Genomic DNA, 25201 nt, shown 5'->3' with positions numbered 1-25201 from the left:
CGGTTGATTATTTTGTGAAAGGCTTACTGCTTAGGTGCTTCTGCCATAGAAGCCAATGCGGCAGTTGGAGTACTCGCCGCGACCCAACGACTAGCGATCGGCATCCGCCATCCGGTACCAAAAGCGCGATCGGTAATCTTGATCCCTGGAGGAGCTTGGCGGCGCTTGAACTCAGACCTTGTCACCATTTTGACCACGCGATCGACCACGGCAGCATCATGACCAGCAGCTACGATCGCATCGGGAGGCTGGTGCTCATGAATAAAGCGATCAAGAATGTCGTCGAGAATGTCGTAGGGCGGTAAAGAATCTTGGTCTACTTGTCCTGGCTTGAGTTCGGCGCTGGGTGGTTTGGTGAGGATGTGAGTCGGGATCAGTTCGGATTTTGGATTTTGGATTTTGGACGTGAGATTCAAAAATTGATGGGCTTCACAAGGAGAGTTCAGCCATTCACAGAGGGCGTAAACGCAGGTTTTGGGCACATCTGCGATCGCGGCCAATCCACCGTTCATATCGCCGTAAAGGGTGCAGTAGCCCACCGCCATTTCGGATTTGTTGCCCGTCGAGAGCAGCAGATGACCGAATTTATTAGCGATCGCCATCAACAAGTTGCCCCGAATCCGAGACTGGATGTTTTCTTCGGCAATGCCAGGATCAGTACCAGCAAATAAGTCTGCTAATCCTTGATCGTAATCCTGCATTAAATTTCCGATCGGCAGTGTATGACTTTTGATCCCCAGTTTGTCGGCTAAATCTAAGGCATCCGTAATGGAGTGCTCGGAACTATGGGGTGAGGGCATCAGCACACCAAAAACATTTTCTGGCCCCAATGCTTCTGCTGCGATCGCGGCTACCAATGAGGAGTCAATGCCACCGCTCAGACCCAATACCACCTGCGAAAAGCCACACTTGCGGGCATAGTCTTGAACCCCTAGAACGAGAGCGGACCAAATTTCTGCCATTTCGGAACTGGGGTGAGGGGCGATCGCAGCAGGAGAAGCATCCAGCGCTCTTAAATCTTGCTGTTCTGCGTCATACTCCAGTAACACTAGGTCACTAGAGAATCCCTGAGCCTGGGCAATTAGCTCTCCTCGGCGATTCAGCACAAAACTGTTGCCATCAAAAATTAAGTCATCATTGCCACCAACTTGATTGACATAGATAATCGGCTGCTGATAGCGAGTGGCGCTATGTTGCAACATAGCTTGGCGGGTTTTGCGTTTGCCAACGCTGTAGGGGGAAGCAGAGAGGTTAATGGTGAAAGCCACACCTGCTTGAGCTAAATCAGCGATCGGGTTGGTCGTGTAGCTGCGCTTGCCCCAAAATTCTTCATCATTCCAGAGGTCTTCGCAAATGGTCACGCCCACATGCAGGGAGTCCAGGTGAAAGTGATTGATTTGACGACCTGGCTCGAAGTAGCGGTCCTCATCAAACACGTCATAAGTAGGTAACAGCCGCTTGTGAAAAATCTGGCGTACCTGTTGCTGCTCTAAAAGCGCGGTGCTATTGAATAACGGCTTGCCACCTTCTTCGAGCGATCGCTCATTCCACTCCACCGTCCCCACTAAAGCGGCTAATCCGGGTGGTAAATCCTGGGCCAACTGCCGCAACACTCGTTGCATTGTTTCTAGAAAGCTGGGATCTAACAGCAAGTCACGGGGTGGGTAGCCACACAACGACAGTTCTGGGGTCAGGAGTAAACGCGCACCTTGGGCCGCTGCTTGTTGGGCCGCTGCCAGAATCCGCTGAGCGTTCCCGGTCAAATCGCCAATGGTGGGATTAAGTTGAGCGATCGCAATTTTCATCTACAGATTGCTGAAATCTTTTGGAGCTGAGCTGTTTTCAGTTTAAATGAGTTGCCAGATTAGTTCTGGTTCAAGGTGATCAGATCTAGGTGTAACTTGGTTTCAGCTTATCCGCGCTACAGTTGCGATGTATATAGTGCGGTATTTGGCTCGCTTCTCCCCAAATAGGCAATGGAACTCAACCGTTTGCTCTACGAAAAATCAGTTCCTGACAAAGGTCATTTGATTATTCCATTTGTCTTTGGCAGGGCGGACAAAGCTTACATCTACTCCTATAGCCTGCTAGCGGAGGTAGGACACAAAAGCGAATTCCACCAAGCAGAAAATCCAGCTCAGATGTACTCTAGTCACCTAGATGAAATTATTCGCATTGGTCAAGAGCATTTAGCCGAAAACTCTCTGTATGAAAGCAGCCTAGAGAGCTTTAAGCATCGCTATACCTACTGCCATAATTTGATTATTGTCTCTGAAATGGCGGGTAAATATTTCTACGATCACTATCCACCCAACCGACTCAACAACATCGCTGCCCCCAGAATCTTTTCTAGTGAATCTGAGTGCATCAGCTGGGTGAAACAAGGTTTAGATCAGTCTCGATCCACACCCAAACCAGAACTTACCACAGAAATTGTAGAGCCTGGTTTGTCACCACCTGATTAATATTTGGTAGAGCTGAATTTAGAGCAAGTTCAGCGGATCGACATCGACGGTCATACTGACGTTGGGTGGGCAGAGCGATCGCAACTCATTCCAGTCTGGCAACTCCACTGCTCGATCCAGCGGCAACTTCAGCAGCACCTGCCAACGATACCGCCGCGCTACCCGCAAGATACTGGCTGGCGCTGGCCCCAGTAATTCATAGCCTGACTCAGCTTGTTGAGGCGCAAGCACCGCAGCAATGCGTTTGGCTGTTTTCTGGACCGCTAGTGGGTCAGGACTGCTAAATTTCAGCAGCACCAGTCGATTGTGAGGCGGAAATCGTAAGGTTTGGCGTTGCAGTAACTCGGCACTGACAAATGGCTCGTATTCGTGCCGTTGCACCGCCTCAACCACAAAATGCTCCGGTGAATAGGTTTGGATAATCACTTGTCCAGGTTCATCGCCTCGGCCTGCTCGACCTGCGACTTGGGTCAGAGTCTGAAAAGCCCGCTCACTGGCCCGAAAGTCTGGTAAGTGCAACAAGCCATCTGCTGCGATCACGCCAACTAGAGTCACTTGAGGCAGGTCAATGCCTTTAGTCAGCATCTGTGTGCCCACCAACAAATCTGCGTCTCCTTGGGCAAACTGCGTTAATAAAGCTCGGTGCGATCCTTTGGTGCGGGTGGTATCGCTATCAAACCGCAGACAGCGCAGGTCAGGTAAGTGCTTTGCCAGTTCTTGAGTGACTCGTTGGGTGCCGCTGCCAAAGAATTTGAGATAAGGGGAGCTACATTCCGGGCATTGAGGCGGATGGATAGCAGTATGGTTGCAGTAGTGGCAGCGCAGGAGTTGAGTCGCCTCAGCATGGGTGTGATGGTAGGACAGGGAGACATCACAGTTGGGGCAATCCACCACATAGCCGCAACTGCGACAGGAAACAAAGGTGCTGTGCCCTCGGCGATGGATAAATAGAATGCCCTGCTGACCTCGTTCTCGAAGTCGTTCTAGGGCTACCTGCAAAGCGCGACTGAAAATGGTGCGGTTCCCCTGCTGAAATTCCTGCCGCATATCAACGACTTCAATCGGTGGCAGCGGCCGCGATCGCACGCGACTAGGCAAAGACAAGTAATGCGGTGCGGGCGGGTTAACGTCTTGGTTAGCTTTGGCACTGACCCAAGTTTCAATCGAAGGAGTGGCGGAACCTAAGATCAAAGGGCAGTTGACTAACTCAGCTCGCCATTGAGCCACAGTACGCGCATGGTAGCAGGGAGCAGGTTGGTCTTGCTTAAAGCTGGAGTCGTGTTCCTCATCTAAGATAATCAGGCCGAGCTGCGGCAATGGCGCAAACACCGCCGATCTCGTCCCAATTACCACTTGGGGGCTACCGCTAAGCATTTGCCGCCAAGTATCGTACCGCTCCCCCTCCGAGAGGGCGCTGTGGTAGACACAAACCTTGCTGCCAAATCTAGCGCGGAAGCGATCGGTGAGCTGAGGCGTTAAACCAATTTCTGGCACCAACACTAACGCTGACTGACCACGTTGCAGGACGGGGGCGATCGCCTGGAGATAAACCTCGGTCTTACCGGAACCCGTTACTCCATGCAGTAACACTTGGGCAAAGCCAGAGAGTGAGGTGATAGTCGCGAGGGCTTGAGCTTGATCGGGGGTAAGGTCTTTGGGTTGGTCGGGCGCGATCGCGACCCCTGCTTCAGCCCGTAAAATTTCGCGCGGCTGAATAACAATGCAACCTTTTTTAGCTAAGGTTTGCACCGTACCAGAACTAGTCCGACAAAGCTGGAGGAGATCACTGAGCCACAGATCCCCTCCTTCTCGCTGAAGGGCTTGAATAATTTCTTGTTGGCGTGGGCTCAGGCTGCCTTCTAGATGGCTAGCCGCTACTAAAGTAACTGCTTGACGTAGCTTCGGACGCACTGTGGCAGGAGGTTCCAGGTAACTCTCGATCCAGCCTTGCTTCAGCAGTTCTCGCAGTCCGCGATTGGCACCTGGAATTTTTTGCTGGAGATACTGCCAAGTATAGCTACCCTGTTTTTGAGCTTGGAGCCTGATTAAAACTTGCTGCGCGACTGAACTTAATCCGCTGGGATCAATTCCATCTAAAGCTTTTAGCTCAATTAGTCGGACTCGTCGTTGCGATCGCCCTAATAAACCAGGAGGCAGGGCTACCCGAATCACTGCCATCAGCGAAGTGCAGTAGTAGTCAGCAACTTGGTTCAGTAGAGTCCAATAGGTAGCCGGAAAGAACCCTGTGCTGACTACCTCTTCAACCTCTCTAACCTGGGTTGGAGGTAGATCTGACGGAAGCTGAGCTAAAAGGTGAATTGCGATCGCACCGACTTGTTGAGCCCCAAACGGCACTGTCAGAATATCCCCCGGCTGCACCGTCAAATCAGGCGGCAAGGCATAAGTGAAAAGCCCTTGGGCTCCAGGGCAGTCTACTAAAACTTCAACCCAGGAAAAAGTGGCAAAACGATAAGAGTCATTGATCCCAGACTCAGCCAATAGGGGAGTAGCAAGACTAAGACTGGAATCAAACATACGAGAACGCATCCCAACTGCAAAGGCCCGAGACGACCCGTAAAATCGCTCTGTCTCATTTTCGCCTAACTTCCTCGATCCAGAAGAAGCCAGCCTAAGTTTGTCCTAACTTCTTGGCTCAGGCGCCAAATCAAGAGATTTAGCGCTCAAAACTATAAAGCTAATTGCTGAGTTCGTATTAATCAACTGCTAGATAAAATTAATATTAAATAAGAAAGATTTTCTGCGATTCAGACTTCAATCTAAGGAGCATAGGGCATTTCTCCCCAACGGTAGAGAAGGATGTTTTTGCCAATATGAGATCCTGTTGTTACAGAAAAGTTGATCAATCCAACTTTAAAACTAAAAAAGTTAAATGATTTTATCGCACCTACTGGATATTCTTTTAAGTACTAGTGCTTTTTCTGACTAGTCACTACGGATATCAGTACCCCGCTTGACAGAACAGGGTGCTTCCAGGGACTGCGAAATAAGGGTTTGCAAGTTGATTTCCCCATCAGCTTCAGAAGACCTAGGTTGACTTTTTAACACTCGTACTAGAGAAGAAAGTGCTAAAAATTATTTTTGGCCAACTTTATTCTCAAAGTACCTAATATTCCAACTGGAGCAATTTGTCTCTGGTAATTTACGTACCCTATTTCAAAACTGGAATCAAATATCACTTATATGGTTGTTCTTGGATTCAGTCTGAGTGAATGAAGCGCTTTAGCCGCCTTAAAAGCTTAAATCTTAGCCCCAAAGAGAACACTGCTAAGCCAAGTGCTACCTCGTTATATGTATCCACCCAATAGCCTCTCTAACCCAGACACCCAGTTAGATTTTGATATGCGCTTTTCTGAGTTTGACCCTGCCAATACCTTACAAATCGAAACAGAACCTGACTTCACAAGTGTGACGACTTTTGAGGAGGCTGATTTAGCTGGAGGTGAGGTAGAGCCAGGTGTAGCCGATTTGGTCACACCCGACGCTCTAGATTTAGGGGATAGCAGCCTCTTAGAGTTGGAAGATCCAGATACCACGGTACAAATCGCTACTAGGCTGTCAGGTTATAACAAAACTGTATCGGATGACGCTGTAGGTGCCTTCTTCAAGGAGATGGCTCGCTATCCGCTACTCAAAGCCAACGAAGAAATCGAGTTGGCGCGGCGAGTCCAGTATCTCGTTGAAATCGACGAACTGCATGAACGCCTCAGAACTGAATTAGACCGTCATCCCAGCAAAGCAGACTTAGCGGCAGCTCTGGAATTGACAGAACGGCAGCTCGAACACCGTCTCTATCAGAGCCGTGTAGCCAAGCGCAAAATGATTCGCTCGAACTTGCGATTGGTGGTCTCGATCGCCAAACGATATTTGAACCGGGGCGTGCCTTTCCTAGATCTGATTCAAGAAGGTGCTTTGGGTCTGAACCGCGCTACTGAGAAGTTTGATCCCGATAAGGGATACAAGTTTTCTACCTATGCGTACTGGTGGATTCGCCAGGGGATCACTCGGACGATCGCCAATGATGCGCGGACGATTCGTCTTCCGGTGCATGTGGTGGAGAAGCTAAATAAGCTGAAAAAAGTCCACCGTGATCTGAAGCGGGAACTGGGTCGTAACCCTAGCGAAGAAGAAGTAGCAGAAGCCTTAGAAGTCTCACCTCGGCAACTCCGGGAGCTGCAACAGGTACGGCGGCGATCGCTCTCCCTCAATCATCGCGTCGGTAAAGGCGAAGACACCGAGCTGATGGATCTGCTAGAAGATGGCAACACCCAATCGCCAGAAGCGCAGATCAGTGAAGTGATGATGAGCCAAGACATTTGGGAAGTGTTGGCCGATGTGCTGACACAGCGAGAGAAGGATATTATCTCTCTACGCTATGGCTTAGCCACTGGAGAACCTTGCACCTTGGAAGAAGTTGGTGGTTTATTTAATCTTTCGCGAGAACGAGTGCGCCAAATTCAGAGCAAGGCGATGCGGAAACTGCGCCGTCCTCAGGTGGCTGCACGGTTGAAGGGTTGGCTGAAATAAGAACCTAACCCCTAACCCCTTCCCTAGTAGGGAAGGGGAATAAGATTGTAGGCTAGAGCGAGGGCTGTTTGGTAGCCCTTGACGTGTCTATCCTGTTGTCTTTATGGCCTTGTCTACTGCTTGTGTGGTGCGTCCTGCGATCGCCGCCGATGTCCCGACTATTTTTGCCTTGATTCAAGCCTTGGCACAGTACGAGAAGCTATCTCATGAGGTGGTCGGAAGTCCAGCAGCTTTAGAGTCTCATCTATTTGGCGATCACCCCTATGCCGAAGCGCTAGTGGCAGAAGTGGCAGGCCGAGGCGTGGGGTTTGCGCTATTTTTTCACAACTATTCCACTTTTCTGACTCAGCCAGGAATTTATCTGGAAGACTTATTTGTCCTGCCAGAGTACCGAGGGCAAGGAATTGGCAAAGCGTTGCTGACCTATCTAGCTCAACTTGCAGTGACTCGAAACTGTGGTCGCCTAGAGTGGAGTGTTTTAGATTGGAATGCTCCAGCGATCGCGTTTTATCAACGCATGGGAGCCGATGTTCTACCCGATTGGCGTACTTGTCGAGTCACGGGTCAGTCATTAGCGAATTTGGCCGCGATCGCCCCTGCTACAACTCCATCCAGTTAGGCGCAACAAGTTTTGGTACTTGGCCTTATAGATTCTGGGAAATTGTTAAAAAGGATACGATTTTTCTTGCTCTGAACCGTCCTGTCCTGTAGAAATTTCTTTTAGATAGAATAGTAAACCCAAAGCTTGGAGATACGACGCTATGACAATTTGGGTAAACGAACAAATTGATCCTTCTGGCATTCTTTACTCTTGCATCGCTTCTTGCAGTGAAGATCACGCGAAAGATTGCCATGAGTCGTTTGAGAGTAACCTCACAGAAACCCAAAAACAAGCAGGCTGGGTTGCAACCATGCGGACGGTTAATTCTTGGGATGAAGTTCCTGCGAGTGCTTTAAAGTTGGACTAACGGCCTCAAGGATTTGTGTGAAATAGCGTAGATGTGCCACAACTGGCGCACTCTGCAAAAAACTGTTTGCCACTTTTGCGAATTTTCGCTTTGGCATTGCAAGCAGGGCAAACCGCCTTAATTGAGTTATTGCCGCTACATTCAGAGCATTTTAAGTAGTAGCCATATTTGCCATACTCGACCGACAAGCTGGAACTGTGGCAATGTTGGCAGCTTTGAGGTTGGGCTTGGGCAACTACTGCCTTTTTAGGCTGTGGGGTCTCTTTAAACTCTAGGGATGGCCGAACCTTGGGCATTGGTGTAGCTGCCTGAGTTGGGGGAGCGCTCTGAGGGGTTTTGAGCTTTGGCATTTCCGCTAAAGGTGGTTCAGAAACGGGTTGAACTAGAGGTCGATGGTGCTTGAGTAGGAACTCCAGAACTCGCTCCAGTGATGCTTCACTGAATGAATAAATTACCTCTTTGGATGTGAGGTTAAACAAGTTGTTGGCTTGGCGGCGCTTTTCAAGCACATTCCGAATGCGATCGGGTGCATAGTCAGCTTTACAAACTTTTTCCGGTGGATTGCTGGTGGAGCGATCGATAATTCCAGAGTCGGAGACGGCTACCAAAATATCAATCGGCATTTTGGTGAAGTGAATTTGAAATCCTAAAAATTTTCTCAGTAGCGACTCAACATGCTCTTCTAGGTAATTTCTTAGGAAGTCGCTTTGGCGTTTAGCTTGCTGAATAGGCGAGGGCATACCTTGAAGAGTTCCATTGAACCCTCTGGCCCACTCTCCATGTTCATTGACTTGAATTCGAGTCGTGACGCTTTTGCTTTCAATGATGATCATGCCGTGCTCATGAATGAGTAGGTGATCTATTTGAGCTGCATCACCATCCTTCTCTAGCCTCAGACCGTTTAGTACGTGGAGTTTCTTGTCATCGGCAAAGGCGCGGCGTAGATAGAATGCCATTTGCTCCTCCGCTGTACGACCCGCTTTGGCAAACTTATCCTGCGAGACAAAGGCATCCAATTCTTTGACAATCATTTGCTATCCTGCGTCATTCTTGAGATAACCAGCGGAGCGATCGCTTGTCCCAATCTTTTAAGGCGATCGCTCATCTTAAAAAAAGTTTTCCCAGAACGGCTCTGGCTCTACAATCAAGGGAAATTCTTCATCCCCGAACCCACCGTGACTTACTGTCTGGGAATCCTGACTAAATTTGGTTTGGTCATGGCTGCGGACTCGCGCACCAATGCTGGCGTTGACTACATCTCTACTTATCAAAAGCTGTTTGATTTATCTCAGCCCGGAGAGCGGATTCTACTGCTTTGCACCTCAGGCAATCTGTCGGTGACGCAAGGCGCTTTAACCCTGCTGCGGCAAGACCTCCAATCTGGGGCGGCAGTGAATCTCCATACCTTGCCCAACTTCTACGAGATTGCCCGTTACATTGGTGAAAAGCTGCGCCAAATTCAGGAGCAAGACCGCTCTTGGTTGCAGCAAGATGGCATTGATGCCACCTGTACCGTGATTCTCGGGGGTCAGATCAAAGGGCAAGAGCCAGAGCTGTATATGATTTACAGTCAGGGCAACTGCATCCATGCCACTAAAGACACCCCATTTTTGCAAATTGGCGAAACTAAGTATGGCAAGCCGATTCTCGATCGCACCTTAACTTTTGAGACGCCTCTAGAAGCAGCCGCTAAATGTGCCTTGCTGTCGATTGACTCCACCATGAAATCCAATATCTCGGTGGGGCCGCCGATCAGCTTGGTCATGTATGAAATCGATAGCTTCCGGATCAAGCATGAACTGCGGCTCCGGATTGGCGCACCTTACTTAGCTCAAATTCGCAGACATTGGGAAGCCTGCTTGCGTCAAGCCTTTGAATGTATGCCAGAGATTGAGTGGGAGCACGCCCTGCAAGACTCAAACGAAGATATCCCCATTGATTAGAAGCGATTAAGTGTTCGTGGCAAATTGGGATAGCCCCGAGTCTGTGCGGGCTTGAATCGATAAGTGGTATTTCAGGCTAGATTGCACTGCACCCGCTCGATTCAATGTCCCAGAAATGGGAGCTGCGTAAGCTGGAGCGGCACTGGCAACTAAAGCAATATGATGATCCGCCACCGCTAGACCTTGTGTGGGATCATAGCCGCGCCAGCCTGCTCCAGGGAGATAAACCTCTGCCCAAGCATGGAGATGTCTCTCGGTAGCTTGGCGATCGCCCGCCTCATAACCACTGACAAACCGCGCCGCCAACCCCATCGCCCGACAAGCTTCCATAAACAACACTGTCAAATCGCGACAGGAGCCTAGGCGTTGCGCCCAGGTAATTCCTGGTGCTAAGGGTTCGCCAAATTCGCGGATTGTATGTTTACAGGTTTGGTGAATGCGTTGACTCAGCTCGGAGAGAAATGCGATCGCATCTCCTCCAGTGGCTTGATGAATCTCCTGGGCCAATTTCACGGCGACGGGATCAAGGCTGGTAGAGTAATGCAGCGTTTGCCCGCTTAGATAGGGTTTGAGCTGGGTATGGAGGGAGGCAGGATAATCAATTGGCAACTTCAGCGCCCAAGCCTCCATCAAATAGTCGAAAGGGTTGCTGCGGAGGGTTTCAACTTGCGACAACACTTGAATCTGCAAGCGATCGGTCAACTCTTGCTGGAACCACAGCTTAACCACCGCATTGCCATCTAAATCCGTGATCTGCGAGATGCCCAGTGGTTTGGGATCAACCACCAACGAGAAGGATTGCAAGGATTGGCTGGCATCACAGCGGGGACGCAGCCTGACCAAGTGTGGAGCCAGCGTCACAGGCTGACTGTAGCTATAGGTGGTAGTGTGGGCGATTTGGTAATGCAAGGAAAGTCAGGAGGAGTGAGGGGCCAATGCTTATACCGGATTGACGGCGACAAAGGTAGAAAAGACTTTTTCGCCTATGTCATTCAGTTGTCGCTGAATTTTATCTAAAAACTCATGTAACCCTGCTTCAATGATGTCGTCAATCGTCAGGTAGCCGAGTTCAGATCGTAACCGTCCCACTGCCCGCTCAGTCGGATTGCTCCAGGTTCCGGTTGGGGTGCCCGTAATGCGATGCAGCGATCGCTCTGCTTGCAGGATGCAAAACTGAATCGACCGGGGGAATTCGCGATCGAGAATCAGAAACTCCGCTACAGCAGTGGGGTTAATTCGGTGCCGCTGCCGCTTACGGTACATTTCATAAGCGCTCGCTGATCTGAGCAACGCCATCCATTGCAACTCATCCAAGGTGGTGCCCACATCTTTGGCGGAGGGGAGCAAGATGAAGTACTTCACATCCAGAATCCGCGCTGTTTTGTCAGCTCTTTCTAACAAGCGACCAATCTGCCCAAAGTGCCAACCTTCGCCGTGGGTCATCGTGGCATCCATGATGCCTGCGAACAAGTGACTAGACATTTTTACCTCAGTAAAGAAGTCCTGCCACTCTGGCAGCGAATCAGTCTCAGCCGCCTCTTTTACCATGAAGTAGAAGGCATTGAGCTGCTGCCACATCTCGGAGGAAATCACCTCACGCACAGAACGGGCATTCTCTCGCGCTGCTGACAGACAAGAGAGGATGGAATTGGGATAGTGGCGATCGAAGGTGAGAAACCGCATTACATTCTCTGCGGTCGCCTCACCATAGCGCTGTTGGAATAACGGCAAATCGCCTGTGGTCAGGATTAGAGGTTCCCATTGCTGGGTAACTCCAGGGGGAGAATCTAGCAATAAATTCAGATTCACTTCAATAAAACGAGCGACATTTTCGGCTCGTTCCACATAGCGATTCAGCCAGTAAATTGAATCCGCGACTCGACTGAGCATCACTTTTCTCTCCTTACTTGCAGACCACCCAAGTATCCTTGCTGCCGCCGCCCTGCGAGGAGTTGACGACGAGAGAGCCTTTCCTTAGTGCCACCCTGGTTAAACCGCCAGGACTGACATAGATGTTTTTGCCGTAGAGAATGTAGGGGCGCAGATCGACGTGGCACCCTTCGATTTGCTCTTCCATCAAGGTAGGCACCCGGGAAAGACAAAGGGTGGGCTGAGCGATGTAATTGCGGGGGTTAGCCTTAATTTTCTCGGCAAAGGCTTCCCGCTCTGCTGCCGAGGCTTGGGAACCAATCAACATGCCATATCCCCCCGACTCGTTCGCTGCTTTGACCACTAGTTTGTCTAGGTTAGCCAAAACATGGCTTTGCTGTTGGGGTTCCCAGCACAGATAAGTCGGGACGTTGGCGAGCATTGGCTCTTCACCTAAGTAGTAGCGAATGATTTGTGGCACATAGGCGTAAATCACTTTGTCGTCAGCGATCCCAGTTCCTAACGCATTGGCGAGGGCGACTCGTCCGGCGCGATACACGTCCATCAAGCCTGGAACACCGAGCATCGAGTCTGAGCGAAAGGCTAGCGGGTCGATAAAATCATCATCAATGCGACGGTAGATCACATCCACGCGCTGCAAGCCTTTGGTGGTTCGCATTTGCAGATAGCCATCCGCCACGACTAGATCACGCCCTTCCACCAGTTGCACGCCCATCTGCTGGGCCAAAAAGGAATGCTCAAAGTAGGCTGAGTTATAGATACCAGGGCTCAGCACCACCACGGTAGGATCGCTTAGATGCTCTGGGGCTAGATTCAGCAAGGTTTCTAGCAGGTGACTGGAGTAGTCCTCTACGGGCTGAATCGGCATGGTGTTGAAGAGTTGCGGGAAAGTACTCTTCATGACGCGGCGATTTTCTAGCACATAGGACACGCCAGAAGGACAGCGGAGGTTGTCTTCCAGCACATACCAGCGACCATCGCGATCGCGCACCAAATCAGTCCCAGTGATGTGACACCAAATGCCTCCCGGTGGATTCAGCCCCAGGCAAGGCTTGAGAAATCCAGTGGCTGAATAAATCAGCTCTGCCGGAATCACACTATCCCGCAGAATTTTTTGCTCGTTATAGATGTCATGCAGAAACAAGTTCAGCGCGTAGATGCGTTGCTTTAAGCCTTGTTCTAGTTCTTTCCATTCCTGCGCCGAGACAATGCGAGGAATGATGTCAAAGGGCATGATGCGCTCGGTGCCCTGACCATCGCTATAGACATTGAACGTTACGCCCAACTTCATCAAGGCGATCTGGGCAGATTGCTGGCGACGTTTGATTTCACTAGCGGAGAAAGAATTAAACCGCTCGATTAAGAGGGTGGCTTCCGGACGGGGCTTACTTTTGGCAATAAACAACTCGTCATAAAAACCCTCTGGATCATAATGATCAAATCGCACGGCAAACCACCCACCTTGCTGGACTCATTCATCCTTGATAGAGGCTGAGAGAGTTCGATACTGTAGCCACTGATACGGAATCTTCTTTAGAACGCTTTAGAGTCAAATAACAATTTCTATCACTCGCCGCTGTTCCTGAAACCTGCCCGAAACTTTTCTAGGGAATCTTAATACCCGTTCTCCGAACTTCCACGTTAACTTGCTAGTGAACGCGATCGCCATGCTTAATCTTTCTATGGCTTACATTGGCAATCTCAGCAGTACCGAGCAACTCCAGGTCGAGAACGTAGGAACCCAAACTGCGATCGCCTTGACCAGCGCCAGTACGAGTCAGCAGCAGAGTCAGTGGACTAGCCTCACCACAGGTCATTGGGTGGTGCCGCCCACCTTATTCCGAACTTCGGCTGGCTGGATCTTGCGGATTGAATCGGCTCAAGGTCAATTCTTTGTGCAACTGGCAGGGGGCAGGCTCAATCTGTTGACTGCGCCACCCAGCTTGACAGGGGCAGAAACTTTACCACTCCAACCAGTGGCTGGAACCAATACTGGTGCTGCTGCAGCATCATCTATGCCACCCATGCTGCCGATCGCTCCCCTATCACCCCTGCCGCCGATGTCGCCGCTGCCGTCTATGCCGCCCATGCAGATGGGAGATATGCAAATGCAGCTAGAACCCATGCAGATGCGAATGGGCAATATGCAAATGCAGATTGGCACCCCTCCCGTCACTTCAACTCCTTTAACTCCCGCTCCCGCTCCCGCACCTTCCTCCACCGAATCAGCCCAGCGCTTCTGCTCGCAGTGTGGCAAAGCAGTTAGCCTCAGCGATCGCTTTTGTGCTCAATGTGGTCATGCTTTAACCGCACCTTAAGTGTGCTTAGGTAAGCGGGGCACGCGGTGGCGAATCGGACCTAGGACTTGATTGAGTTCGCGCAGTTGCTCGGCGGTTCCCATAGAAATGAGCACATCCCCGGTCATCAAAGTTGTGTCGGCAGTGGGACCGGCAATCAAGCTACCGTCGGCCCGACGAATTGCTAGCACTAAGGCTCCGGTTTGCGATCGCAGACGAGCTTCCCGTAGAGTTTGGCCGACATAGGGGCAAGTGCCTGGCTCCAGTAAGCACTCCTCCATGTAGAATGCTCGGTCTGTCCCAGTCAAAATACCGTCGACAAAATCCATCACTTGAGGTCTGAGGGCAGCGGCGGCCATGCGTTTACCGCCCGTGATGTAAGGCGATACAACAGCATCTGCACCCCCTCGTTGTAGCTTTTTGAGGGCTTCTTCGGTGCTGGCTCTGGCGATCGCCCGGACTTGCGGATTCAGAGTTTTGGCCGAAAGCACGGTGTAGAGATTCTCGGCATCGGAAGGCAAAGCTGCTACCAAACAAACGGCTCGCTCAATCCCCACCCCAGTTAGTACCTCGTCGAGCGTGGCATCGCCTTGAATGGCCACATAGCCTAGCTCCTGCGCTTCGTGCACCTCCGCCAGATCAGAATCAATGGCAATAAAGGGGATGCCCTCAGCCTTAAACTCTAAAGCAATCTGACGACCCGTTCGCCCAAACCCACAGAGAATATAGTGTTGTGTCAGTGATTCCATGATGCGCCGTCGCTGCTGTAACCGCAGTCCTGCTTGAAAGTACCCTTGAATCAATGCTTCTGTGAACCGATTGACGATATAGCCGATCGCCACCACTCCCATCAAAATCAAGATGATAGTAAATAACCGTCCGCGATCGCCCAGCTCATGGACTTCCATAAAGCCAACGGTCGCTAGAGTAATTACGGTCATGTAGGCAGCATCCAGCCAGCGCCACCCCTCAACCCAGCAATACCAAATCGTGCCAATCAGAAACACTCCCATGAGAGCGATCGCGCCGCCGATCAATTCAGCTTTGATGCGTCGATATCTTTGCTCAATGGTGGCTTGAGAGTTAAAGAGGTTATCGGGATTCACATAGCAACGCTAAAGGGTCTCTGTTTGCAGAATACCCGCGATCGAGGGGTGTGGTGCAAAAACGTTGCGAGCTCCTCTCTCTAGGACAGGTGACTCGTGGTACAGCCGCGAGTTGTTGACAACTTGTAAAGTAAAGCAAGGGGCCTTCATCAAGGGAAAGCAATGTACGTACTGATTGGGGGAGCAGGGCTAATCGGGCTTAACTTGGCCCAGAGATTGGTGGATTTAGGACATACGGTGGCGGTGATAGACATTGACCCAGTGGCTTGCCGCTACGCCCGCGAGCAAGTGGGAGTCATGGCTTTTGAAGGCAGTGCTGTCAGCACAGAAGTTTTGCTGGAAGCGGGAATTCGCAAAGCCGATGCTTTGGCTGCGGTCCTGCGAGATGATGCCCTGAATTTAGCAATGGCTACTTTAGGTAAGCATTACGGGGTGCCGCAAATCATGGTGCGGATGCGGCATCGAGACTTTGGTGAACCCTACCGCATTGCTGGAGCGACGCATGTGATCAATGCGATCGAGCTAGCGGTATCGACAATGGTGAATGCGATCGAATATCCAGAGGTGGAATCGATCATGCACTTTGAGCAAGGCCAGATTGAAGTATTAAAGCTAGCAATTCCCAACCAATGTCATGTGGTCGGGCGCAGTGTGGCAGAAGTGGCACAAGATCAACGCTTTCCGACCGGATCTTTGATCATTGGCTATCAAACCCACCCGCAAACCTCGCTGAAAATCCCCAACGGCAGCACTGTGTTAGAACCCGGATCAACCATTTTAATTGTCACTAAGCCAGGAACCTTGCATGAGGTAATTGATTTTGTGCAGGGCTGCACTTGATACAAAAGCCTTTTGAAGGAGATATGTCATGAGGTGGAACTCCTACATGGAGTTAGCCTTGCATCACAATGCTTGAGATAGAGAAAATTTAAGGGCTCAAACTACTAACATGAAATCTGAAATATCTAATAACAAACACCCTTATTACTTATGAAACCCGAATTTGCCATTCCTTATCAAACTGGTGCTAAGTTATCTCAGCCTTCTGATGGTCAGGTGAAATCCATTTTGCCAACTCCACCTAGTAGTCAAGAGCCTTCTAAAGTGCAGAAATAAGTAGTTATTTGCTAGGGGTGGTCGCTATTGAGGGCGAATGAAGTCAGGCATTGACTCGGCCCTCAAAAAGTTAAGGTAGAACCACCTCAAGCAAAAACTTAGATAAAACTTCCTGTCAAATTGAACTTCGCGATTCGGCGATCGCTGCTTCTTATTCTGTTCTAGAAGTTGAGAAATCAGAAATTGAATACTAGCTTTAATCGTCTTCTAGCTTTAATAATTGCTCATCAATCTGGCGCAAACGCGATCGCACGATCACTTCAGACAAAACCCGTTTCCGCAGCGCATCATTGAGCGCGCCTTTCTCTACCAAAAGTAAGCGTCTGCGGATGGCATCGAGCTTAATGCGATCGCCAAAGGTTTCTGCCGCTCCATTGCCCACATTGGCAGTATCAATGCGGCGGTTGAACAAGTCGCGTAGAGTTTTTTCTGCCGATACCACGCGCACCTGATAGCCAGAGCGCATTTCTTCAAAGATAGAACGGGGTAACACTCCAGTTTTGAGTAAACCATCCAACTCGTCTTGAGCCGCTTTGGCAGCAATTAGCTGCGCCTGTAACTCTTCCACCTGTTGGCCTGCATCGGAGATTTGAGACAGTTGCAACTGCCGAACGACCCAAGGTAAGCCCAATCCTTGAACCACCAACGACAGCAACACTGCCCCAAACACCAACACAATTAATTCGCCGCGCCCGGGTAAGCTGGCTGGCAAGCTGAGCGCTAAGGCCATCGACAACGACCCTTTGATGTTGCCGAGAAACAGCACATGCTGCCAGCGCAACGGCACAGCACGGTCGAACCAACCGACGACTGCCAGCAAAGGGTACACACAGAGCGATCGCCCGACTTGGTAGGCCAAGACTCCTAGCAACACCGCAGGCAGCGTCCGCCACAGCACGGGTAAATCAATTTCTAAGCCAATTAGCAAAAAGATAAAGGTATTGACCCCGAATCCCGCGTAGTCCCAGAAACTCAATAGCGTGATCCGACTGGATGCAGACACCCCCCGCGACAGGCCCAAGTTACCGAGAATTAACCCCGCCACGACCACCGCTACCACCCCAGAAACAGCAATCAATTGGGAAAGCTGAAAGGCTCCGAGGGCCACGGCCACAGTGAGCAAAATGCTGCTGAGTGGGTCATCTGAGCGCACAAATAACTCAGTGCTTAAGTATCCTAAAGCCGCCCCGACTAAAGAACCCCCCACAATCACCACGATTAGTTCTTGAATACTTTCGCCTACAGTGACGGAGCCCGTTTCATAAACCTTCAAAATCAAGCTGAATAGAACGAGAGCAATGCCGTCATTGAATAAGCTCTCTCCTTCGACGATGGTGGAAAGTCGTGCTGGAACGGGAACTTCCTTAAACACAGCAATGACCGAAACCGTATCGGTGATTGCTAGAATCACGCCAAGCAGGAGGGCTGGAATCCAGGCGAGTTCTAAACCAAATTTCAGGATGATGGCCGTGATCCCCGACGCGATCACCACACCCGGTCCTGCCAACAGCACAATCGGCTTTATCAGACTCCGCAGACGACTGATATCGGTGTTGATCGCCGCTTCAAACAACAGAATTGGCAGAAACAAATTCAGAATCAGGGAAGAATCCAAGCCGATGCGATTGGGCAAAAATTCGGCGATCGCGAGTCCTGCCAACACCAACCCAGTCACATAGGGAATCCGAAATCGCCGCGACAACAAGGCAACGACCGTAGCGACGAGCAACAGAATAATCAGCGTGGGAACTAAGGCTGCAACTTGCCCTTGATTGGAAGTGATCAGCAATAAAGATATGTTTCCAGAAAATCCAGTCAGTTGGCTCAAGTGCATGGCTTAGGAAAGAGGTAGTTGCAAACGACAAGATTGATTGAGCAAGCTGAAGTTGCCCTATAGTTCAGTCCAAAGTTTAGTCGTTAAGAAACCTTGAATAAACTCTGCCTAGAAGCTGCACAGGTTTTCGCAAAATTCGATTAATCTAGGAGTTTGACCAGTTTTTCGCAGTTTAGTACTCGTACAAGGATTAAGTCTGTGAGCCCAGAAACGCTAGTCCCACATCTTCCTGTAGAGCCAGCAGCTGCTCCCTTTAATGCAGCTGAGTTTGATGAATATGTCATGACCACCTACGGGCGTTTTCCCTTGGCGCTGGAGCGAGGATTGGGTTGCCGCGTTTGGGACACAGAAGGCCGAGAGTACCTAGACTTTGTGGCGGGGATCGCCACCTGTACTTTGGGTCATGCTCACCCCGCTTTGGTGGCCGCTGTAACGCAGCAAATCCAAACGCTACATCACGTCTCCAATCTCTACTACATTCCGCAGCAAGGTGAACTGGCGAAGTGGCTGGTGGAGCATTCTTGTGCCGATCGCGCCTTTTTCTGTAACTCTGGCGCGGAAGCAAATGAAGGAGCGATCAAGCTAGCTCGTAAGTATGCTCACACGGTTCTAAATATTAGCGATCCGGTGATCATCACAGCTCATGCCAGTTTCCACGGACGTACCTTAGCGGCGATTACGGCTACAGGCCAGCCCAAGTACCAGAAGAACTTTAATCCGCTGGTGCCAGGGTTCCACTATGTGCCCTACAACGACTTGGCAGCGCTAGAAGCAGCGATCGCGGAGTTAGACAGCCAAGAGCGGCGAGTGGCGGCAATTCTACTGGAGCCGTTGCAAGGCGAAGGGGGCGTAAATCCGGGGGATGTGGCTTACTTCCAGCGGATTCGCGAAATTTGCGACCAAACAGGCATTTTGCTAATGCTGGATGAAGTGCAAGTCGGCATGGGCCGCTCTGGCAAGCTTTGGGGCTACGAGAACCTGGGGATTGAGCCGGATGTCTTTACGTCTGCCAAGGGTTTGGGTGGTGGCATTCCGATTGGGGCGCTGCTGTGCAAGTCTTTCTGCGATGTCTTTGAGGCAGGCGACCATGCCAGCACTTTCGGTGGCAATCCGTTTGTCTGTGGCGTGGCTTTGAGTGTCTGCCACACGCTGGAGCAGGAAAACTTGCTGGCGAATGTTCAAGCCAGGGGAGAGCAATTGCGGGCTGGGTTAGAGGCGATCGCTCAGCGTTATCCCACCTTGCTCGCTGAGGTGCGCGGTTGGGGCTTGATCACTGGCTTGGTGTTGCAGCCAGAGGTGGCGTTGACGGCGGGTGATATTGTGAAGGCGGCAATGGCGGAGGGGTTGTTGTTGGTTCCGGCGGGGCCGAAGGTGCTGCGGTGGGTGCCACCGTTGATTGTGAGTGAAGCGGAGGTGGCTCAGGCTTTACAAGCGGTGGAGCGGGCGATCGCAAAGTTGGCGATTTAGCTCACTTTGAGTGAATCCGAGCCTTGGGGGCACTCGCCCCCAAACCCCCGCTGGGGGACGCAACCGTCCCCCAGACCCCCTCCAAACGAGTTTAAGTGTGAGGGGTTCGAGTCTTTGGTCGTTACTTTTTAGCTTCTGACTCCTTACCCCTCTCTCCTCACCCCTCTCTCCTCGCTTTCTCTCCCCCTACGCTGGATGGAAGTAAAAAGCGGCTCCTAGGACTGTGTAGGTTGCGAGCAAGAGTGCACCTTCTAGCCAGTTGGAGCGTCCGTCTAGGCTGATTAGGTTGGCGACGACGACGGCGATCGCGACGGCGACGATTTCAAAGGGGTTGAAACTGAGGTCCATGGGTTGGCCGATGATTTGTCCGACGAGGACTAAGATGGGGGCAACTAGCAGGGCGACTAGGAGGCTGGACCCCATCGCGACGGAGACGGACAGGTCCATGTTGTTTTTGATGGCGACGCGAACGGCGGTCACATATTCTGCGGCACCACCCACTAGGGGCAACAGAATAACACCAGTAAAGAGGGGTGTCAGTCCTAAGCCTGCGGTAGCTTCCTCGACGACGCCGACAAACAATTCTGACTCAAAGGCGACTCCCAGCGTGGCTATGATCAGGACGCTAATCCAGAGCGGTAGGCTGGGTTTGTGCGTAGTTGTCTCGGAGTGCGAAGTTTGGGCAGCCGTTGATTCTTCTAAATCTGATAGCCCGACTTCATAGAGATAACTATGGGTTTTAAGAGAAAACAACAAAGTTAAGCCGTAAACAATGATCAGAACTGCGGCGACGGTGAGGGAAAGGTTGGTCATCGCCGTTGGTTCAACACCATCGGAGGTGTAGAGCACGACCGCAGGTAAGACGAGTGCGGTCACTGCCAGGGTCATGGATGAACCATTGACCCGCGCCACAATCGGTTGAAAGTCTTGCTCTTTATAGCGCAAACCACCCAAAAACATCGATAGGCCCATCACCAAAAGTAGGTTACTGATGATGGTTCCTGTGATGCTGGCTTTCACAATATCAATCAGGCCTGCCCGGAGTGCAACCAAGGCAATAATCAACTCGGTGGCGTTGCCAAAAACGGCGTTTAATAACCCACCAATGGAGGGGCCAGTGATGACAGCAACTTCCTCGGTGGCTGTACTCAACCAAATTGCCAACGGAACGATCGCGATCGCCGAGGTGATAAAGACGGCCAGTGATCCCCAGTGCAGTTGTTCTGCCGCAATGGAAATAGGGATAAAGACTAATAGACCAAGCGAAAACAGTTTTTTTACCATAAAGCCACTTGTGGCGTGGATAAGATAACGGGCATTGCCAATCTAGCAGGCTAGATTAGAATATGCTGCCTATACACTTCAATTTCGTTGGTGGCATTTTCGATGATTTCCAGCCAACCCAAAATTGTTGCAGGCATCTACGAAGTTTGTATCGGTGTGGTAGACCCACTAGCACCGCTTCAGTACTGGGAGCAATTTGGCTATCGGATTGGGCAAATTGGCGAGTTGCCGTCAGAAACTGCTCAGCAATTGTATGGCGTGAATTCAGCCGTGCGATCGCTGCGGTTATTCCACCAAAACGTTGATCATGGTCTGATTCGCCTCATGGTTTGGGAGCACCCTACCAACGAAGGCTTAGGGTTAGGCTCCATGAAGGTGAAAGGCAACCGTTGGGCCACTACCATGACCGCTGATGCTCTCACTCTGTGGAACCATGCCGAAGAAGCTGCTGCTGCGGGATGGCCCATCCGCTACATCCAGCCTCACTGGGAAGTCATTTATAACAAAGATCGCAAAAGTCAGCCTTTTACCGGCGATGCGATCGGCGTGCGCGAAATGCTGCTCCTGCAACCTCTAGCCCGCCAAGTCTTGTTTCAGCGATTTGGCTACAGCCTGCCCCATTACGGCACCATCCACGAACATGCCCGCTTCCAAACCAGCCAGTTCACTCACATGGGCTTGGTGATTCAAGACGACAGCAAAACCACTCTCAAATTTTACGAAGACGTGCTGGGCTTAGTGCGCGTGCGAGACGACGTCGAAACCAGCTACGAAAGCTCACCCGCCGGACGCCAAATCTTTGACCTAGCACCCGGAGAACACTTCCTCGTCACCGCCTTCGACGAACCCCGCTCCTCCACCACAGACCTGCAAGCCGCCCGCTCCGGTAGACTCTACATCATTCGTTTTCCCGAATCTATTCCACTCCGCGATCGCCACACCCAGGCCCAACCCGGAAGCCTTGGCATGTCCCTTTACACCTACCGCGTCCAAGGACTAGAAGCATTCCGCGATCGCATCCAATCCAGTTCCGCTCAACAAATCACAGCCATCATCCCCAACGAATTTGGTGAATCCAGCTTCTCCTTTACTGCTCCTGATGGTTACTTTTGGACATTAGTGGGTGGGGAAGGATGAGGGATGAAGGATGAAGTAGGAAGGATGAAAAAGGAAGAGTGAAGGGCGAGGAATCAGACGCTAAAAAGTAACGACCCCAAACTCGAAACACCTAATCATCAGCTTCGTTTGGAGGGGGTCTGGAGGACGCAACCGTCCCTCAGCGGGGGTTTGGGGGCGAGTGCCCCCAAAGGCTCGGATTCAACAGACTTCGCTATACCCCAACACCCCCAACCTACCAAGGACTCCCCACCACTGTAAACGCCGCCCAATAATAAGGATGCGAGAGATCCTCATTCTGCCCTGCCAGTTCTGGAGGTAGCGAAAACGGTCCCCTAGAACTGCGTAACTGACCATTTTCAATCCGCACCTGCTTCTGCAATAGCGAGATCTGCACTTGCCGCAAAGCCTCCGCCTTAATCGGAGCCGTTTGTAGTTGGCGATAAAACTCACTCATCAAGCTTAAAGTCCCTCTATCGCTGACATACCACAAACTCGCGATCGCCGACTTCACCCCCGCTTGCACCGCCAGCCCCGCAAACCCTAACTCCGCATTGCGATCGCCAATTGCTGTTTTACAGGCACTCAGCACCAACAAATCCACCGGAGGCTTTTGCCAACGCAACTGCTGCATTTCGTTCAGCTGCAACTTGTCATCCCACAACTGGATATAGGAATGGCGAGGAGATCCTGGTTGAAAGTCAGCGTGAGTCGCCAAGTGAATAATTTTGAAAGCTTGACTGGTGCGTTGGCGCTGCAAATTCGCCAAAGTGAAGTCTTGATTGAGAAAAAATCGCCGAGATTTAGTATTCCGAGCCACCAAGAATAACTCTACGGGAACGCTTGGCAAAGGGATATGCTCCTTAAAGCTAGAAGCGCCCATCGCTAAAACAGGTGCCCTACGAATATCGCTGTAGAGAGTATCCGTCAAAGTAAAAGCAGGAATCCGAGACAGACTGTACTTCTCGATTAGAAACTGCTGCCCATCATGTAGCGCTGACAAGGGTAATGTACGCAGCCCTACCCCTAAGCAAAAGATCAACGTGTCGATTTTTTGAGCAGCCAACTCTGCTTCTAACGGCGCAATCATCCATTCATAGAGTTGCTGGGCGGCTGGCAAATACTGATTGCTAGGCTTGAGGCGAGGGTCAGCGATCGCTAGGCTAAACTGCTTGACCTTAGGCAACAACACCGAAGCAGGAGCCGCTGCAACGCGTTTTTGCACTGGGGGTTGACCAGGGCTAATGAGTACCAGTTCTAGTTGTTTGGCTCTGGGCACAACATAGATCAGAGCTGGCTTTTGGCCTGTTTGCGTTGCTAGTTGACTCAGGGTTTTGGCTACATCTGCCGCCGTAATAGTTGGGTCTGGAAAATTGACGCGAAAGTAATCTTCGTATTGCTTTTCCCAAGTTTGTTCAATCAGAGGGACTGCATCTGTCACCCTGCCTTGGTCAAGCGCCGTGTCTAGTGGGGCAGCATGAGCGACAGAGGTGAGGAAGAGGGAGAGTGCCAGCCATAAACCAATCCAGCGAATCACTTGTTTCATGATGATTAAACCGGGCGCAGTTTCTCATTCTGAAATCGGAAAGGTGGCTCCTGATAAATAGTCGGCAAAGTGCTGTTTGAAGTAGATCCAAGAAGTTACATCTGACTCATCTTGAGGAGCTTGAGGAGCTGATTGGTAAGCAGGAACTCTCGTGTTGATCTCTGACTGTAACTGTGGCGGTAAGTCAGCTAAGCCATTCACCTTACTGCCATAAGCACTGTAAATGAGCTGACCAGGGCGATCGCCCATCTTCATCCAGGGTAGCCAAGGCCCAATGCGATCCCAACCGAGGTGCAATTGAGAAACCGAATTGAGTTCAGGATTGAGCAGCTCTGCCAAAGGCACCGTAAGTTTGAACAGTTCCGCCGCTTGATAGATAGCTTGAGGGCTGTACTCCCGAAACCGATCGTCTCCCGCTAGAGGGTTGGGATAAGTTGGGAACAAATCAAATACGAAGGTGGCAATTTCACCATCCACTTGGGCTGGAAACTGACCTTGAAAGTAACCTTGCACCGGGTTGTTAGCGACATGCATTACAGGCAATGTCTCACCCGTCCAAGGATTGTGCCATTGATGCAAAATCTCGTTGGTATGAGGGTCGAGGTAATAAGTCAGTTCTCGTGAGACAAAGTCCCAGACTCCCTCCTGCTCTGCTGGTATACAGCGGCTGACGCTCATACCCACCATTTTGAACAGCCGTTGCCGTTTCTCTCCGGGAATGAAGGCATAAATTGAGCCTGCCCAAGTTAACCAGCTTTGTTCCCTCGCATCCAGAGAGGCCCGGACTTTGACAAAACTCTTGGCATCAAACTCTCGAACTTCAGCAACCATGAATTTCCTCCTGGAATGCTTTAGTCTCAAGTTAGCTCATGCTTGGGCGATCGCTCTGCTAAATTTCTGAAGGATCTACGCCTAATTCTCGTAACTTCGCAGCAAGGCGATCGGCTCGTTGCTGCTCTTGTTCGGCTCGCTGTCGTTCCGCCTCCGCTGATTCTTCTGGTGTGGGTACTAGCTGGCCTTCAGCCGTAAAGAAGCGCAACTGAGCTTTATGAATGCCCAAAAATAGCTGTAATTGCTGGCTCCAGAACAAACCTTGAGAATTAGGTTCTAAGGGTTCGTAGCGGCCATCTACCAGGTGAAAACCAGCAAATTCCAGGCGTTCCGGGTCGAACCAGAAATAGTCTGGGGTCCGAAAAATATCTTGATAAATTTGCTTTTTCAAACCTCGGTCGGTATCAGCAGTAGAGGGCGACAGCAGTTCCACAATGATGTTGGGATATTTGCCTTCTTCCTCCCAAACCACCCAACTTTTCCGAGGCTTCCGCTCTGTGCCAAGGACGACAAAGAAATCTGGCCCCCGGAATTGCTCAGACTTGCGTTGGCGAGGGCTGTAATAAATGGTGAGATTGCCTGCCGCAAAATAATCGTCGCGGGCTGTTAGTCCTCCCTGGTGCCAGCACCAATCCAGGCACTTTAACAGCAGCAGGAGTTGTTGCAAGTGCAAATAGCTTTCCAAGGGTGGCTCATCACTCAGCAAGTCACTGGGGGGAAATATAACATCCTCTAGTGCATCTTCTGGCGTGCCCAAGTTAGGTGCATAAGTCATGGCAGCGGTGGCAACTTT

The 25201-nt window shown here is 50.9% G+C and carries 22 protein-coding genes; 10 read left to right on the top strand and 12 right to left on the bottom strand.

Going from position 1 to position 25201, the window contains the following annotated elements:
- Nucleotides 1-23: 23 nt before the first annotated feature.
- Nucleotides 24-1805: an NAD+ synthase gene (locus tag H6F68_RS14445; protein ID WP_190559953.1), complete on the bottom strand. Its 1782-nt coding sequence runs from the start codon at nucleotides 1803-1805 to the stop codon at nucleotides 24-26.
- 171 nt (nucleotides 1806-1976) lie between these two features.
- Here H6F68_RS14445 and H6F68_RS14440 point away from each other — a divergent pair, with 171 nt between their 5' ends.
- A complete protein-coding gene (locus H6F68_RS14440) occupies nucleotides 1977-2465 on the top strand; it encodes a hypothetical protein (protein WP_199300083.1) in 489 nt (162 codons plus the stop codon).
- An 18-nt stretch (nucleotides 2466-2483) separates the two neighbouring features.
- Here H6F68_RS14440 and priA read toward each other — a convergent pair whose 3' ends face one another.
- Nucleotides 2484-5012, bottom strand: a complete 2529-nt coding sequence (priA, locus tag H6F68_RS14435) for a primosomal protein N' (RefSeq protein WP_242065504.1) — start codon at nucleotides 5010-5012, stop codon at nucleotides 2484-2486.
- Nucleotides 5013-5774: 762 nt separating this feature from the next.
- On the opposite strand from priA, the gene H6F68_RS14430 reads away from it, so the two are divergent.
- The 3 genes from H6F68_RS14430 (at nucleotide 5775) to H6F68_RS14420 (ending at nucleotide 7978) form a co-directional block, all read left to right on the top strand.
- Nucleotides 5775-7010 (top strand): RpoD/SigA family RNA polymerase sigma factor, encoded by a 1236-nt coding sequence (locus H6F68_RS14430; RefSeq protein ID WP_242065503.1) that lies wholly within the window; start codon nucleotides 5775-5777, stop codon nucleotides 7008-7010.
- A gap of 103 nt (nucleotides 7011-7113) precedes the next feature.
- Nucleotides 7114-7629, top strand: a complete 516-nt coding sequence (locus tag H6F68_RS14425) for a GNAT family N-acetyltransferase (protein WP_190559949.1) — start codon at nucleotides 7114-7116, stop codon at nucleotides 7627-7629.
- A gap of 142 nt (nucleotides 7630-7771) precedes the next feature.
- Entirely contained in the window at nucleotides 7772-7978 is a 207-nt protein-coding gene (locus H6F68_RS14420) for a glycogen debranching protein (protein WP_190559947.1), read from the top strand.
- 5 nt (nucleotides 7979-7983) lie between these two features.
- Here the strand turns inward: H6F68_RS14420 and H6F68_RS14415 are convergent, their stop codons facing one another.
- Nucleotides 7984-9009 carry a nuclease-related domain-containing protein gene (locus H6F68_RS14415; protein ID WP_190559945.1) on the bottom strand — a complete coding sequence of 342 codons (1026 nt, stop codon included), beginning with the start codon at nucleotides 9007-9009 and terminating at the stop codon, nucleotides 7984-7986.
- On the opposite strand from H6F68_RS14415, the gene H6F68_RS14410 reads away from it, so the two are divergent.
- Complete coding sequence (locus H6F68_RS14410) at nucleotides 9010-9921, top strand: peptidase (protein ID WP_399313997.1); 912 nt, start codon at nucleotides 9010-9012, stop codon at nucleotides 9919-9921.
- 6 nt (nucleotides 9922-9927) lie between these two features.
- Here the strand turns inward: H6F68_RS14410 and H6F68_RS14405 are convergent, their stop codons facing one another.
- Genes H6F68_RS14405 through H6F68_RS14395 form a run of 3 tightly spaced genes read right to left on the bottom strand, consistent with a single transcriptional unit; the run spans nucleotide 9928 to nucleotide 13258 of the window.
- Nucleotides 9928-10830, bottom strand: a complete 903-nt coding sequence (locus H6F68_RS14405; protein ID WP_190559943.1) for a transglutaminase family protein — start codon at nucleotides 10828-10830, stop codon at nucleotides 9928-9930.
- Nucleotides 10831-10860: 30 nt separating this feature from the next.
- On the bottom strand, nucleotides 10861-11811 hold the full coding sequence (locus H6F68_RS14400) for an alpha-E domain-containing protein (RefSeq protein WP_190434935.1): 951 nt from the start codon (nucleotides 11809-11811) through the stop codon (nucleotides 10861-10863).
- Between the two features lie 13 nt (nucleotides 11812-11824).
- Entirely contained in the window at nucleotides 11825-13258 is a 1434-nt protein-coding gene (locus tag H6F68_RS14395) for a circularly permuted type 2 ATP-grasp protein (protein ID WP_190559941.1), read from the bottom strand.
- A 220-nt stretch (nucleotides 13259-13478) separates the two neighbouring features.
- Here H6F68_RS14395 and H6F68_RS14390 point away from each other — a divergent pair, with 220 nt between their 5' ends.
- Nucleotides 13479-14129 carry a zinc ribbon domain-containing protein gene (locus H6F68_RS14390; RefSeq protein ID WP_190559939.1) on the top strand — a complete coding sequence of 217 codons (651 nt, stop codon included), beginning with the start codon at nucleotides 13479-13481 and terminating at the stop codon, nucleotides 14127-14129.
- Here H6F68_RS14390 and H6F68_RS14385 read toward each other — a convergent pair.
- Nucleotides 14126-15214 (bottom strand): potassium channel family protein, encoded by a 1089-nt coding sequence (locus tag H6F68_RS14385; protein ID WP_399313992.1) that lies wholly within the window; start codon nucleotides 15212-15214, stop codon nucleotides 14126-14128. The two genes, H6F68_RS14390 and H6F68_RS14385, sit on opposite strands and share 4 nt — an antisense overlap.
- A 162-nt stretch (nucleotides 15215-15376) precedes the next feature.
- Here H6F68_RS14385 and H6F68_RS14380 point away from each other — a divergent pair, with 162 nt between their 5' ends.
- Both H6F68_RS14380 and H6F68_RS29390 read left to right on the top strand, forming a co-directional pair.
- On the top strand, nucleotides 15377-16054 hold the full coding sequence (locus H6F68_RS14380; RefSeq protein ID WP_190434922.1) for a TrkA family potassium uptake protein: 678 nt from the start codon (nucleotides 15377-15379) through the stop codon (nucleotides 16052-16054).
- A 150-nt stretch (nucleotides 16055-16204) separates the two neighbouring features.
- Nucleotides 16205-16330: a hypothetical protein gene (locus H6F68_RS29390; protein WP_255525014.1), complete on the top strand. Its 126-nt coding sequence runs from the start codon at nucleotides 16205-16207 to the stop codon at nucleotides 16328-16330.
- Between the two features lie 196 nt (nucleotides 16331-16526).
- Here the strand turns inward: H6F68_RS29390 and H6F68_RS14375 are convergent, their stop codons facing one another.
- A complete protein-coding gene (locus H6F68_RS14375; protein ID WP_190435114.1) occupies nucleotides 16527-18164 on the bottom strand; it encodes a sodium:proton antiporter in 1638 nt (545 codons plus the stop codon).
- A gap of 198 nt (nucleotides 18165-18362) precedes the next feature.
- On the opposite strand from H6F68_RS14375, the gene H6F68_RS14370 reads away from it, so the two are divergent.
- Nucleotides 18363-19631, top strand: coding sequence for an acetylornithine/succinylornithine family transaminase (locus H6F68_RS14370; protein ID WP_190559937.1), 1269 nt, complete (start codon nucleotides 18363-18365; stop codon nucleotides 19629-19631).
- A gap of 186 nt (nucleotides 19632-19817) precedes the next feature.
- Here the strand turns inward: H6F68_RS14370 and cax are convergent, their stop codons facing one another.
- Nucleotides 19818-20915 carry a calcium/proton exchanger gene (gene cax, locus H6F68_RS14365; RefSeq protein WP_190559935.1) on the bottom strand — a complete coding sequence of 366 codons (1098 nt, stop codon included), beginning with the start codon at nucleotides 20913-20915 and terminating at the stop codon, nucleotides 19818-19820.
- A gap of 102 nt (nucleotides 20916-21017) precedes the next feature.
- Between cax and H6F68_RS14360 the strand changes: the two genes are divergently transcribed.
- The gene (locus H6F68_RS14360; RefSeq protein ID WP_190559933.1) at nucleotides 21018-22052 is read left to right on the top strand and encodes a VOC family protein; all 1035 of its coding nucleotides are present in this window, start codon (nucleotides 21018-21020) and stop codon (nucleotides 22050-22052) included.
- A 214-nt stretch (nucleotides 22053-22266) separates the two neighbouring features.
- Here the strand turns inward: H6F68_RS14360 and H6F68_RS14355 are convergent, their stop codons facing one another.
- Genes H6F68_RS14355 through H6F68_RS14345 form a run of 3 tightly spaced genes read right to left on the bottom strand, consistent with a single transcriptional unit; the run spans nucleotide 22267 to nucleotide 25183 of the window.
- Nucleotides 22267-23577 (bottom strand): CHAT domain-containing protein, encoded by a 1311-nt coding sequence (locus tag H6F68_RS14355; RefSeq protein WP_190559931.1) that lies wholly within the window; start codon nucleotides 23575-23577, stop codon nucleotides 22267-22269.
- A 24-nt stretch (nucleotides 23578-23601) separates the two neighbouring features.
- The gene (locus tag H6F68_RS14350; RefSeq protein WP_190559929.1) at nucleotides 23602-24408 is read right to left on the bottom strand and encodes a DUF1838 domain-containing protein; all 807 of its coding nucleotides are present in this window, start codon (nucleotides 24406-24408) and stop codon (nucleotides 23602-23604) included.
- A 58-nt stretch (nucleotides 24409-24466) separates the two neighbouring features.
- Nucleotides 24467-25183 (bottom strand): Uma2 family endonuclease, encoded by a 717-nt coding sequence (locus tag H6F68_RS14345; protein ID WP_190559927.1) that lies wholly within the window; start codon nucleotides 25181-25183, stop codon nucleotides 24467-24469.
- Nucleotides 25184-25201: the final 18 nt, after the last annotated feature.

The organism is Trichocoleus sp. FACHB-262, from assembly GCF_014696035.1.
In the GTDB taxonomy this organism is placed as follows: domain Bacteria; phylum Cyanobacteriota; class Cyanobacteriia; order FACHB-46; family FACHB-46; genus Trichocoleus.
This window is presented reverse-complemented; position numbering and strand designations above follow the sequence as displayed.

Bases quoted from the DNA above. Each gene is read 5' to 3' on its own strand.
- H6F68_RS14425 (WP_190559949.1), top strand. From the start codon at position 7,114: ATGGCCTTGTCTACTGCTTGTGTGGTGCGTCCTGCGATCGCCGCCGAT.
- priA (WP_242065504.1), bottom strand. From the start codon at position 5,012: ATGCGTTCTCGTATGTTTGATTCCAGTCTTAGTCTTGCTACTCCCCTA.
- H6F68_RS14420 (WP_190559947.1), top strand. From the start codon at position 7,772: ATGACAATTTGGGTAAACGAACAAATTGATCCTTCTGGCATTCTTTAC.
- H6F68_RS14400 (WP_190434935.1), bottom strand. From the start codon at position 11,811: ATGCTCAGTCGAGTCGCGGATTCAATTTACTGGCTGAATCGCTATGTG.
- H6F68_RS14360 (WP_190559933.1), top strand. From the start codon at position 21,018: ATGATTTCCAGCCAACCCAAAATTGTTGCAGGCATCTACGAAGTTTGT.
- H6F68_RS14380 (WP_190434922.1), top strand. From the start codon at position 15,377: ATGTACGTACTGATTGGGGGAGCAGGGCTAATCGGGCTTAACTTGGCC.
- cax (WP_190559935.1), bottom strand. From the start codon at position 20,915: ATGGTAAAAAAACTGTTTTCGCTTGGTCTATTAGTCTTTATCCCTATT.
- H6F68_RS14390 (WP_190559939.1), top strand. From the start codon at position 13,479: ATGCTTAATCTTTCTATGGCTTACATTGGCAATCTCAGCAGTACCGAG.
- H6F68_RS14415 (WP_190559945.1), bottom strand. From the start codon at position 9,009: ATGATTGTCAAAGAATTGGATGCCTTTGTCTCGCAGGATAAGTTTGCC.
- H6F68_RS14345 (WP_190559927.1), bottom strand. From the start codon at position 25,183: ATGACTTATGCACCTAACTTGGGCACGCCAGAAGATGCACTAGAGGAT.
- H6F68_RS14430 (WP_242065503.1), top strand. From the start codon at position 5,775: ATGTATCCACCCAATAGCCTCTCTAACCCAGACACCCAGTTAGATTTT.
- H6F68_RS14440 (WP_199300083.1), top strand. From the start codon at position 1,977: ATGGAACTCAACCGTTTGCTCTACGAAAAATCAGTTCCTGACAAAGGT.
- H6F68_RS14350 (WP_190559929.1), bottom strand. From the start codon at position 24,408: ATGGTTGCTGAAGTTCGAGAGTTTGATGCCAAGAGTTTTGTCAAAGTC.
- H6F68_RS29390 (WP_255525014.1), top strand. From the start codon at position 16,205: ATGAAACCCGAATTTGCCATTCCTTATCAAACTGGTGCTAAGTTATCT.
- H6F68_RS14445 (WP_190559953.1), bottom strand. From the start codon at position 1,805: ATGAAAATTGCGATCGCTCAACTTAATCCCACCATTGGCGATTTGACC.
- H6F68_RS14355 (WP_190559931.1), bottom strand. From the start codon at position 23,577: ATGAAACAAGTGATTCGCTGGATTGGTTTATGGCTGGCACTCTCCCTC.
- H6F68_RS14375 (WP_190435114.1), bottom strand. From the start codon at position 18,164: ATGCACTTGAGCCAACTGACTGGATTTTCTGGAAACATATCTTTATTG.